Raw genomic sequence first — 12,386 nt, forward strand, 5'->3', positions numbered from 1 at the left:
GCTGCCGGGGCACGGCCAGAATGGCTTTTCTGCGGACCAAAGGCAGTCGGCTAGGTTCCCGACACCGGGTAGGAAAAGTCTGACCCCAGCATCTTTCCGGATTGCCGAACACAGCTGGGGATCAGTTCGCCACTTCGCCGCTGTCCTGCTCTGCCAGGAAGCGGTCCAGGTAGTGCGCCGCCTTCGCGCTCTGTTCGCAGATGCGGTGCAGCACGCTGCCGTACTCCAGTACCACCACCATGCGCCGGGGCACGATATCGCCGCTGGAGCCGGCCCGCAGTACCGCGGCCTTGAAGCTCTGGTAGACCTCCTCGAGCACCGCTGCCAGGGCGGCGGACGGTCGCTGCGACTGATCTGGTGAAGGCGCCTCGATCTCCTGCAGCAAGCGCGCGGCGGTCTCGCGCAGCCGGTCCAGGCTGGCCGCCGCCTCATCCACCTCCAGGTGGGCGTGCGGACGCAGCCGGGCCAGCTCCGGCGCAAGCTCGGCCAGGTTCATGTGGTACTGGGACACGCGCAAGGCGTTCGGGAGGCGGGCTTCAAGCGCCGGATCGCGGATCTGGCCGTGGATGCGGGCGGCATATTCCCCCACTTCGGCCTGCAGAGATTCGATCACCCGCCTCCCGGCTTCCAGCTGTGATCCACGCCCGCGGGGTGCCTCCAGCGCCGAGCGGCAATATCCGAGCGCCAATGCCTCCATGCGCCGCAGCTCCATGCCCAGTGCGTCCATGGCCAGCGCGGGGGTCACCAGCAGGTTGGTATCCAGATGACGGGTCCGCGCCTGGTCTTCCTCGGCGCTGCGGAAACGGCGTTCGAGGAAGGTGACGAAACGCGGGGTGAGTGGCCACATCACGCCCACGCCGAGCAGTTTGGTCAGGGTGTGGAACAGGGCCAGGGCCAGTGCGATATGTGGCTCGTTCACCAGCAGCCCGACCATCGCCTGGGCCAGCCACAGCAGGGCCGGCAGCAGGGCCAGGGCCACGGTGGCGGTAACGACGTTGAAGGTCACGTGTGCGGCCGCCACGCGCTTGGCCGGCGAGGTGGCGCCAATGGCGGCCAGCACTGCGGTGGAGGTGGTGCCTACGTTGGCGCCGACGATCATGGCGGCGGCGGCTTCGATTGGCATCATCCCGCCCGCTGCCGCGGTGAGGGTGATCGCCAGCGTGGCGCTGGAGGACTGGGTCAGCAGGGTCACCACCATCCCCGACAGCACGAACGCAGCCATGCCCAGGAGCCCGCCCTGCACCTGCTCGTGCAGGGCGAACCCCGGGCCGAGCCCGGCGAAGGCTTCGCGCAGCACATCGATGCCCAGGAAGAACAGCCCGAACCCGGCCGCGGCCTGGCCCAGTGCGCCCCAGCGCGAATTGCGCGAGAGCGCCCATGCGACCGCGCCCACGCCGATGGCCGGCAGGGCGATAACCCGCAGGTTGAGGTTGAAGCCGGCCAGGGCCACCAGCCATGACGTCAGGGTGGTGCCGAGGTTGGCTCCATACACGAGGCCGATCGCCTGGCCGAGGCTGAGCAGCCCGGCGTTGACGAAGCCGATGGTGGCGAAGATCACCGCGCTGGAGGATTGCACTCCGGTAGTGATCAGCAGGCCCGAGCCCAGCGCACGCAGGCGGCTGCGGGTAGCGCCGGCCAGGATGGTGCGCAGCCCGCCACCCGCCGAAGCGGTGAGACCGTCGGTCATCAGGCGCATGCCCAGCAGGAACAGGCCGATGCCGCCGATCAGGTTGAACAGTCCATTACCCATAACTCCCGATTATCGCAGCTGGCGACGTCAAACCCCGACCACGGGTGCCGCGTTAGACTTGGCTCGAATCCGCTGTGTGGGACATTGATGAGTCGCTATTTCGCGTGGTGGGCAAGCATTGCGCTGGCGCTGCTGTCGGCGGTACTGGCGCTGACCTGGCAGCAGCAGTGGTGGTGGGGCATGGCCGTGTTTGGCGCGCTGGCTGTGGTCGGGGTGGTGGATCTGACCCAGCGGCGCAGCACCCTGAGGCGCAATTACCCGCTGCTGGCCCATTTCCGCTACGGACTGGAATCCATCGGCCCGGAGATGCGCCAGTACCTGATCGAGGACGACACCGCCGAGGTGCCGTTCTCGCGCCAGCAGCGGGCGCTGGTGTACCAGCGGTCGAAGTCGGTGAGCGATGTGCGTCCGTTCGGGACCCAGCACGATGTGTATGCGTCGGACTTCGAGTGGATCAACCATTCGCTGGCTTCGGTGGACATCGAATCGCATGATTTCCGCATCGTGATCGGTCCGGACTGCGAACAGCCGTACTCGGCCAGCGTGTTCAATATCTCGGCGATGAGCTTCGGCGCGCTGTCGGCCAACGCCATCCTGGCCCTCAATGCCGGGGCACGCGCGGGCGGCTTTTATCACGACACCGGCGAGGGATCGATCTCGCGCTATCACCGCGAGCACGGCGGCGACCTGGTGTGGGAGATCGGTTCGGGTTACTTCGGCTGCCGCGACGAGTTCGGCAGCTTCAACGAGGAGCGCTTCATCGCCAATGCCTGCGACCCGCAGGTGAAGATGATCGAACTCAAGCTCTCGCAGGGGGCCAAACCGGGCAAGGGCGGACTGCTGCCCGGGGCCAAGGTCACGCTGGAGATCGCCGCCGCGCGCGGTATTCCGGTGGGCGTTGACTGCGAGTCGCCCTCGCGCCATTCGGCGTTCTCGACGCCGGTGGAGCTGCTGCAGTTCCTCGCCCGGCTGCGCGCGCTGTCAGGCGGCAAGCCGGTGGGCTTCAAATTGGCGATCGGTCACCCGTGGGAGTGGTTCGGCATCGCCAAGGCCATGCTCGAGACCGGCCTGCTGCCGGATTTCATCGTGGTGGACGGATCGGAAGGCGGTACGGGTGCCGCGCCGGCGGAGTTCATCGATCATGTGGGGGTGCCGCTGCAGGAAGCGCTGATGCTGGTGCACAACACCCTGGTGGGACTGGACCTGCGCGAACGGATTCGTATCGGCGCGGCCGGACGCATCACCAGCGCGTTCGACCTGGCGCGCACCATCGCCCTGGGCGCGGACTGGTGCAATTCCGGGCGCGGCTTCATGTTTGCCCTGGGCTGCATCCAGGCCCAGAGCTGTCACAACGATCTGTGTCCCACCGGCGTGGCCACCCAGGATCCGTCGCGCTGGAAGCATCTGGACGTGGCGGACAAGGCGCTGCGGGTGCAGCGGTTCCACGACAACACCCTGATCGCGCTGCGTGATCTGATCGGGGCAGCAGGGCTGGTGCATCCGCAGCAGCTGGGTCCCGAGCACATCCTGCGGCGCGAGTCCCCGACCAGGATCCGTTCGCTGGGCGCGATGTATCGCTTCCTCGAGCCGGGCGAGCTGATCCACGGTGCGCCGGAGCACACCGTGTTCAAGGCCTTTTGGGCGGATGCGCGCAGCGACTCCTTCGAGCCGCCCGAGCGCATGCGGCGGATGCGCGAGACCAAGAGCCGCTGAGCGGGCTCAGTCGATCAGTTCAAGCACGCGCTCGGGAGGACGGCCGATCACGGCGCGATCGCCGCGGACCAGGATCGGACGCTCGATCAGCCGCGGATGCGCGGCCATGGCCTGGATGATTGCCGTGTCATCCAGCGCGGGATCGGCCAGGCCGAGGCTGGCATACTCCTCTTCGCCCCGACGCAGCAGTTCACGCGGGCCGATGCCCAGCTTGCGCAGCAGTTCGCCAAGTGCGTCGGCATCCGGCGGGGTGTCGAGGTAGCGGACGATCACCGGCTCGATGCCACGCCTGTTGAGAAGTTCAAGCGCGCTACGGGACTTCGAGCAGCGCGGGTTGTGGTACAGCACGTATCCGGTCATGCCGACTCCGGCAAAGGGGGGTTCCCCATCGTGCCGCGGCATGCAAGCCGCGGCAATGCCGTTCAGGACTCGAGCAGCTGGCGGATCCTGCTGGCGTCGTGGTCAAGCAGCTGCAGACGTTCCTGGCCGTGTTCACACAGCAGCATGAACACCACGTCCAGAAGCTGCTGCAGTGCGGCCTGGTAGAGCAGCGGCTCCACGTGCCTGCGTTCGTCGTGGCCCGAGACCACCAGATTCAGATCGGCGTGCGCGCGCAGGGGGTTGGGCGTGTTGCGGGTAACGCTGACCACCTTGCCCACGCGGGTTCGGAACAGGCGGCTGAGCTCGGTCAGCACCGTGCGCCGCCCGTGTTCGGAAAAGACCATCATCACGTCTTCCCGGCTGGCATTGGCCAGGCTGGTGGGCATCAGTACCGGATCGAAGTGGTAGACCGCGAGAATTCCCAGCTGGGCCAGGCGCAAGGTGAAGGCGCGGGCCACGATGCCGTCCTGGCCCAGGCCGATCACGAAGACCGTGCGCGCTCCGCGGATCGCATCGACTACGGCCTCGAGCCGCGCCCTGGGATTCAGCAGCCTGGTCTCGCGCACCGCGTCGGTCTTGGCCTGCCACAGCAGCTCATCCATGGCGGCTCCGTCATCCAGAGCCGCGGGGATCGGCGTGCCGTTGTCGCCGTTGTTGCGCACAAGGTCCTGGCCGATGGCGTACTTCAGGTCCGGATAGCCCTTGAAGCCGAGCTTCTGGCTGAACTTCACCACGCTCGACTGGCTGATTTCCAGGGCGTTTGCGAGCTGCTGAGAGGAGTAGTCGCGCAGCAGGTGGGCGTTTTCGAGGATGAAATCCGCGATGCGCCGTTCGATTGCCGACATCTGGTCCCGCTGGGCGCGGATCTTCAGCAGCGACGGCATGACAGTACTCCGCTCAGGGGGCCAACGGTTCAAGCCCGCGGATCTCGCGGATGCCCAGTCCCGGCGCATCGCTGATGGAGATCTCCGACTCGTTGAAAACCACCCCACCGTCGACCGGGTCGAACGCGCACAGCGAAGGTCCGTCCAGGTCCACCTTGCGGATGATGTCCGACTTGGCCACCGCCAGGTGAACCGCCGCGGCCACGCTGATGCTGGTCTCGATCATGCAGCCGATCATGCACTCCACGTCATACAGGGCGGCGATATCGGCAACCCGGATGGCATTGGAAATACCGCCGGTCTTCATCAGCTTGATATTGATGATGTCGGCGGCCTGCTGGCGCAGTAGCTCGATCACCTCGGACGGGCCGAACACGCTCTCGTCGGCCATGATCGGTGTGTGCACCCGCTCGGTGACGAACTTCAGCCCGGCAACGTCGCGCGCCTTCACCGGTTGCTCCACCAGTTCCAGCTCCACGCCCGCGTCCTCCAGCGTGCGGATGGCGTACACCGCCTGTTTTGCGGTCCAGCCCTGGTTCGCGTCCAGCCGCAGCAGCGCACGGCCCTCGACCGCGGCGTAGATCGCCTTGACCCGCTCCAGGTCAACGTTGATCTCCTTGCCCACCTTGATCTTCAGCGATTCGAAGCCGCGGTCCACCGCTGACAGCGAGTCGGCCACCATCTTGTCGATGTAGTCCACGCTGATGGTCAGGTCGGTGGTGATGGCAGGGTCGCCGCCGCCAAGCATGCGGTAGAGCGGAGCACCGTACAGCTGCGCCCACAGGTCGTAGACGGCGATCTCCACCGCGGCCTTGGCGCTGGTGTTGCGCTCGGCGGAGGTGTGGATCAGCTGCAGGATCGCGTTGAGCTCGGCCACGTCCATGCCGATCAGGCGCGGGCCGATGATCTTTCGGATCACCTCGATGATCGACCCGTGGGTATCGCCGGTGATCACCGCCGTGGCGGGTGCCTCGCCGTAGCCGACGTTGCCGGTGTCGGTGTGGATGCTGACGATGATGTCTTCCACCATATCGACGGTGCGCAGGGCGGTCTTGAACGGGGTCTTGAGCGGGACCCGGAGCATGCCGAGCCGTACTTCAGTGATTTTCATGGGTGTGGCGGCTTCCGCGGCTCAGGGCCGGATACGCTGGATATTGGTGATGCGATCGGTGGTGCGGGTGCTGGCGTTGGACATCATCGGCAGTACCGGTGTCACCACCACGCCGTTGAGCCGCAGCCGGACCAGTTCGCCGTCCGGATCGGGCAGCCAGCTCATGCCGGCGGTGTCGTGGATGGCCACGGGCTCGCCGTCCACGTGGCCGATGATCATCATCACGTGGCCGGGGATGAACACCAGATCGCCTGGGCGTGCTTGGGCCAGCGCGTCCATCCGTGCCTGGTGATCGTCTTCGGCCGAGAAGGCGAGGCGGTTGAGCGCGGGGGTGATGGACTGCCGGCTGGTGTTGCGCGGCAGCAGCACGCCGAAGCTGCGATAGATTTCGGAGACGAAGCCGCTGCAGTCGCGGGTGTCGTAGGAATGGCCCCAGCCATAGCGCTCGCCCAGGAACTTGAACGACTGGCGGATCAGGTTGGCTTCGGTCAGCGGCAGGTAATCATCGGCGACGTCGGCCGAGCGCGGCAGCAGCGCCGGCTCGAATGACAGCGTGCCGTCATCGCCGCGCACCGGCAGCTGGATCACGTGGTGGGCCGAGGCCAGCTGGCCGTTGATGACTTCCAGCGGCGACCGGTCCTGCAGCACCGGTACGCGCAGGCCCATTTCCAGCTGCACCTGCGAGACGTGCGGATTTTCCGGGGTGTACACGGTGTGCGCCGTGGCGCCGGTCACGACGAGGAACGGCTCGGCACGGCCCCAGGCGAAGATCTCCTCGCGGTCGCCTTCGGCCACATGCTGGCGCTTGATCCAGGCGGCATAGCGCTGGCTGACCACGAACAGCCATTCGCCGTCGGCGCTCTGGTGGGTGATCACCAGCGGGTCACCGGGGAACAGGGCGCTTTCCTGGAAGCGGTCGATATCGCTGTCACCAGGCGAATGGAACACCCGGAGCGGGGTAGGGAAGGCGCGCAGGTCCGCACGCTGCACGGCCATGCCGTAGCGGATGGCCTGGTCGGCGGGAATGGCATCCAGGGCGAGGTTGGCTTCGATCCGGGCCAGCATATCCGCGCCCACCTGCTGCCCCTGCTCATCAAACAGGTCGCGGCTGGGCATGGAGGAAAGGTCTTCGATCCAGGCGCTGACCTGCTCGCTCGACAGGCGCGCCGGCAGCGTTTCCAGATCAAAGATGGAAGGCTCTTCGGCCACCATCCGTGCGTTCTGCTGCGTGATCTGCGCAGGGGTAAGGATCACCCTGTCGGCATCGGGCAGCGCGTTGATCCAGTAATCCGGTGAGAGCTGGGCTTCGGTCAGACCCGGGACGGCGAAGGGCGGCGTGGAGGCCGTTGGCCCGCGCGCTGACAGCGTTCCGGGCAACGTGAGCACCAGGCCCAGGAGCAAAACCGCAAGGCGCATGGGTTCCTTCCAATAGTGGGATGTTGCCCCATCATGGAATACATCATTCATCAAAAGCAACAATCGAGAATAAATTATTGACGAGACTCTGACGGCCATGTTACACAGCTCTGACAGTTTCCCTGGGGAGGAGAGAACTGCAGTGAGCAGGGCGAGTGTCACAGCCATCAGCATGTCAACGGATCCGGGCCAACAGCCCGGCCGATCCCCCGATCAATACAACGACCGATCCAGGTGGCTCCCGCTGCCACAGGGCGCGGATGGATTCGCCCGATCGACCAACTACCCCGAATATCTGTACCGGAGAGCATCCAAATGAAGGCCAGTCGTATCAACCTCCGCCGAGCTGCCTTGAGCCTCGCCCTGGGCGCGTGCCTGACCGCCGTGGTACCCGTGGTTGTGGCGCAGCAGGTCACCGGCGCCGTGGCCGGCCGTGCCACCACCGGCGACCAGATCGTGGTCAACAACCCGGCTACCGGGCTGACACGCACGTCAACCGTCGGCGCCGATGGCAACTATCGCCTTGGCCAGCTGCCGGTCGGTGATTACACATTGAGCGTTCGCCGCGATGGCCAGCCGCTGGGTGAGCCGGTGCAGGTCAACGTATCGCTGGGCGGCACCACCACCGTCAACCTCGGGTCGCAGGGCGGCATCGCCGACCTCTCCGCGGTGCAGGTGGTCGGCAACCGCGTGGTGAACCGGGTCGACGTGCACTCCACGGAATCGGCCACCAACATCACCCGCGAGGAGTGGGCGCGCCTGCCCGTGGAGCAGAGCCTGAGTTCGGTGGCGATGCTGGCGCCGGGCGTGGTCGGAGGCAACTCGAGCTTCGGCGGGATCTCGTTCGGCGGCGCGTCGGTGGCTGAAAACTCGGTCTTCATCAACGGACTGAACGTCACTGACTTCTACACGCGGCGCAGCTTTTCGACCGCGCCGTTCGGGTTCTTCCAGGAATACCAGGTCAAGACCGGCGGTTATTCGGTCGAGTTCGGCCGTGCCACCGGCGGCGTGATCAACGCGGTGTCGCGCTCGGGCAGCAACGAGTTCGAAGGCGGCGTGGAGGTGACATTCGAGCCGAATGCGTGGAAGACCTCAGGCCAGGACCGCATCATCACCGGCGAGAACTCCGACGGCACCACGTCCACCGCGACCTACCGCGGCAGCCGCGACCGCGCCAGCTTCACCAAGGCGAATGTGTGGGCTTCCGGACCGATTGTCCGCGACAGGCTGTTCCTGTTCGCCATGTACGAGCAGCGCGACAACGACTCCAAGTACACCAGCAGCACCGGCTCCACCTGGTACAACAGCGGTTCCGACAACGGCTTCTGGGGCGCCAAGATGGACTGGCGCATCAGCGACAACCACCTGCTGGAACTGCTGGCGTTTTCCGACGAGGGCGACAGCGAGCTGACGACCTACGGCTACAACTGGGACACCGGCGAGCGCACTGATGCCACCGGTACCAGCATCACCGACACCGGCGGCAAGAGCGGGTCGATCGCCTACACGGGCTATTTCGGCGAGAGCTTCGTTGCCAAGGCGATGTATGGCATCAACGAGAGCCAGCAATTCACTTCGTCCCCGGCGGACATCCCCTGCGAAGGCGTGTTCTTCAATTCCAGCTACAGCGACATCTACGACGCGATGGGCAACCCGCCGCTGGGCTGCCACCCCACCGGCGGCACGATTGTGTCCCACGAAGACGAGCGTGAAGTGGGGCGGCTGGACTTCGAATGGACGCTGGGCAACCACCAGCTCCGGTTCGGGCTTGACCACGAGATCATGACCACGGACCGCATCACCTACTACCCCGGCCCCACGGGAATGCAGTACACCGCATATGACCTGGCGCCGGGCTCGGACCTGGGCAACGGTACGGTGGTTCCCCCGGGCATAAACGAGGTCATGTTCGCGCGTCGCCGCCTGGACGGTGGCGTATTTGAAACCACCGCCAGTGCGTACTACATCGAGGACATCTGGAGCGTCACCCCGAACCTGCTGCTCAACCTCGGCGTGCGCCTGGACACCTTCGAGAACAAGACCGCTGCCGGTGACGCCTTCATCAAGATGGATGACCTGTTTTCGCCGCGCCTGGGCTTTTCCTGGGACATGAAGGGCGACGGCAGCACCAAGCTGTTCGGCAACCTGGGCCGCTACTACCTGCCGGTCACCAACAACATCGCCTACACGTTTGCCGGCGGACTCACCGACGAACGCTCGTACTACCAGCTCGATGGCTGGCGCGAGCAGGCCAATCCGGTGACCGGTGGCTCCTACATGCAGCCGATCATCGGCCAGCAGCTCGGGCCGATTGATACCAGTGGCAACGTGGTGGTCAACGATCTGCGGCAGCAGGTCGACAACGACCTGGATGCGGTGTACCAGGACGAGGCCATCCTTGGGTTCCAGACCATGCTCAGCCAGGCCTGGTCGTGGGGCGTCAACGCGACCTACCGGCGGATGAAGAACGCGCTGGACGACGTGCGCATCAACCATACGCCGTGCGGGCCGGTGGGCTACAACCTGTGGCCGATTGCCAACCCGGGCAAGGACCTGACGATCTGGGGTGATTCCAGCATCGGTTGTGATACCGAGGGCTGGATCACCATCGACACCTCGCAGGACGGCTACATCATGGGTGGCAGCGGCAACGTGATCGGCTACTTCGAGCCCAAGCGCACCTACAAGTCGATGGAGCTGCAGCTCGACCGGGCATGGGACGGCAAGTGGGCGCTCAACGCGTCCTACATCTGGTCCAAGTCAGATGGCAACCATGAAGGCCCAGTCAACTCCGACACCAACTACGGTGACACCGGCATGGTCCAGCACTGGGACCACCCGGCCAACAACGAGGCCTATGGAGCGTTGTTCAATGATCGCCGCCACCAGATCAAGCTGCGCGGCAGCTATGCACCCAACGAGCAGTGGTCGTTCGGCGGCATGCTGACCGCCATGTCGGGTGGCCCAATCAACGAGCTGGGCGTGACCTGGCCGGGCGACACGAACTCAGGAGCCAGCTTCGTGAGCGAAGGCCTGGGCGGAGGAACGTTCTGGCACTGCGTGGCGGACTGCTCGGGCACCTGGGAGGAGCGCCAGTACGAGTACGTCGGGCGTGGTTCCGGTGGGCGCCTGCCGTGGACCTACAACCTGGCCGCGAACGTGACCTGGACCCTGCCGGTCGACGGCATCGACCTCAAGGCCAGGCTGTCGGTGTACAACCTGCTCGACAACGATCAGGTGATCAACGTGCGCCAGCGCTACGAGATGGGCCCGGGCGTGACCCGTGGCCTGCACGGCACCGGTACCCGCTGGCAGTCCCCGCGCTACGCGCAGCTGGTGGTGACCTGGAACTTCTGAGTCCAAGCGACGCAGTAACAGGCACCTCCGCCGGCTACGGCCGGCGGGGGTCCTCAATCAAGGAGCAGTTCTGGCTGTGACCCGTCATCTTTCCCTCGTCGCGGCCGCTTTCACGGCCGCGATTTTTTTTGCCCCGGCTGCAGCAAGCGGGCCGATTCCTGAAGTGACCGCCGCGGTGGACGATGTCATTGAGCGCTACGGCCTGCCCGGCATTGCGGTTGGCGTGGTCGTCGATGGCCAGGTGCGACAGATCGAGCTGCGCGGCGAGACCGCCACCGGCAGCGGCGATCCGATCCGCAGCGCTACGCTGTTCAAGGTGGCGTCCAACACCAAGGCCATGACGGCGGCGCTGCTGGCACGGCAGGTGGACGCAGGTCTGCTGGCCTGGGATGACCCGGTCATCAGCCATCTGCCGGACTTCCGCATGTACGAAGACTGGGTAACGCGTGAGATCCAGGTGCGCGACCTGCTGATCCACAACAGCGGCATGGGGCCGGGGGCCGGCGACCTGATGCTGTGGCCGGAGCCCAACCACTTCACCCGCGAGGATGTGATTGCCGGGCTGGCGCATCTCAAACCGCTATGGAGCTTCCGCTCGCGCTACGCCTATGACAACACGTTGTACATCGTGGCCGGCGAGGTGGCTGCCGCTGCAGGTGGTGCGCCGTTCGACGAGCTGTTGCGGCGCGAGGTGTTCGCCCAGCTGGGAATGCAGGGTTGCCGCATCGGCGAGTGGAGGGTGGACGGGGCAGGCAGCGTAGCGGCTCCCCACGCCCGTCGCGATGGCGCCTGGGTGGCGCGTCCGGATGGTGAGGTGGTGACTGATATGCCCATGGCTGCAGCGGGTGGCGTGCGCTGCGGACTGGATGACATGCTGCGCTGGGTGCAGGTCTGGCTGGATCCGGATACCGCCAGCGAGACGGATGGCGGCCCGTGGCTGTCCACAGAGCAGCGCGAGGCGGTCTGGACGGCGCATATGCCGATGCCCATGAGCCAGCGCATGCGCGACTGGAACAGCAGCCACTTCTCCGCCTATGGCTACGGCTGGCGCCTGACCGATGTGGATGGCACCGCCAAGGTCTCGCACACCGGCACGCTGTCGGGGATGTACTCGGCGGTCACCCTGCTGCCGGAGCTGGATGTGGGCTTCGTGATCCTGATCCATTCCAATGCGCGCCAGGCACGCACCGTGCTGGAGCAGACCCTGGCCAAGCACTTCACCGATCCGGGCGCCGGAAGGACGGTGGCGCATTACGCCGAAGCCATGGCGCGCGAGCGGGAGGTAGCGCTGGCTGCTGGCACTGCCGGGCTGCCGGCGGACGCCAGGGCGCCACGCACCGCGGCGGTGGTCGAAGGCATGGCGCAATGGCTTGGCCACTATCGTGACCCGTGGTTCGGCGAGGTCAGCATCTGCGCTGCCGCTGACGGCGTGCGCTTCGAGTCGGCCAAGTCTCCGCGTCTTGCAGGTCCGGTGCATACCGCGGCCGGCCGCCTGCTGGTTGATTTCGACACGCTCGGCGCTGATGCCGATGCGTGGCTGGAGTTCAGCCGCGACGATGGTGGAGTGGCCCGACTGACGATGGCCAAGGTCGATCCGGAAGCGGACTTCAGCTACGACTACGAGGACCTCGGCTTTGTTCGCGAGGGCGAGTGCGCATTGGGGCCAAGCACGGCTGATCGGTGAGCTTTGACCCTTTACAGGGGCCGTGCTACATACGTGTGAATGGGCAAGCGTGCGGTGGGGGATCGCATGCTTCCGTCCAGGGGCAAGGGG

Annotated in this window: 8 protein-coding genes; 3 read left to right on the forward strand and 5 right to left on the reverse strand. The window is 65.9% G+C overall.

Features of this window, described 5'->3' with window-relative positions:
- Nucleotides 1–121: 121 nt before the first annotated feature.
- Nucleotides 122–1,750 (reverse strand): Na/Pi cotransporter family protein, encoded by a 1,629-nt coding sequence (locus ACW7G3_RS09060; RefSeq protein ID WP_456974562.1) that lies wholly within the window; start codon nt 1,748–1,750, stop codon nt 122–124.
- A gap of 87 nt (nt 1,751–1,837) precedes the next feature.
- Here ACW7G3_RS09060 and ACW7G3_RS09065 point away from each other — a divergent pair, with 87 nt between their 5' ends.
- On the forward strand, nt 1,838–3,463 hold the full coding sequence (locus ACW7G3_RS09065) for an FMN-binding glutamate synthase family protein (RefSeq protein ID WP_456982429.1): 1,626 nt from the start codon (nt 1,838–1,840) through the stop codon (nt 3,461–3,463).
- 6 nt (nt 3,464–3,469) lie between these two features.
- Here ACW7G3_RS09065 and arsC read toward each other — a convergent pair whose 3' ends face one another.
- The 4 genes from arsC to ACW7G3_RS09085 form a co-directional block, all read right to left on the reverse strand.
- Nucleotides 3,470–3,823: an arsenate reductase (glutaredoxin) gene (arsC, locus tag ACW7G3_RS09070; RefSeq protein WP_456974566.1), complete on the reverse strand. Its 354-nt coding sequence runs from the start codon at nt 3,821–3,823 to the stop codon at nt 3,470–3,472.
- A gap of 62 nt (nt 3,824–3,885) precedes the next feature.
- On the reverse strand, nt 3,886–4,728 hold the full coding sequence (locus tag ACW7G3_RS09075) for a MurR/RpiR family transcriptional regulator (RefSeq protein ID WP_456974568.1): 843 nt from the start codon (nt 4,726–4,728) through the stop codon (nt 3,886–3,888).
- A 13-nt stretch (nt 4,729–4,741) separates the two neighbouring features.
- Complete coding sequence (locus tag ACW7G3_RS09080) at nt 4,742–5,839, reverse strand: dipeptide epimerase (RefSeq protein WP_456974570.1); 1,098 nt, start codon at nt 5,837–5,839, stop codon at nt 4,742–4,744.
- 21 nt (nt 5,840–5,860) lie between these two features.
- Nucleotides 5,861–7,255 carry a C40 family peptidase gene (locus tag ACW7G3_RS09085; protein WP_456982430.1) on the reverse strand — a complete coding sequence of 465 codons (1,395 nt, stop codon included), beginning with the start codon at nt 7,253–7,255 and terminating at the stop codon, nt 5,861–5,863.
- Nucleotides 7,256–7,570: 315 nt separating this feature from the next.
- Between ACW7G3_RS09085 and ACW7G3_RS09090 the strand changes: the two genes are divergently transcribed.
- Together ACW7G3_RS09090 and ACW7G3_RS09095 are read left to right on the forward strand one after the other, a co-directional pair.
- Nucleotides 7,571–10,612 (forward strand): TonB-dependent receptor, encoded by a 3,042-nt coding sequence (locus tag ACW7G3_RS09090; RefSeq protein WP_456982432.1) that lies wholly within the window; start codon nt 7,571–7,573, stop codon nt 10,610–10,612.
- Nucleotides 10,613–10,775: 163 nt separating this feature from the next.
- On the forward strand, nt 10,776–12,296 hold the full coding sequence (locus ACW7G3_RS09095) for a serine hydrolase (protein WP_456982434.1): 1,521 nt from the start codon (nt 10,776–10,778) through the stop codon (nt 12,294–12,296).
- Nucleotides 12,297–12,386: the final 90 nt, after the last annotated feature.

It is taken from the genome of Luteimonas sp. A478 (assembly GCF_054052025.1).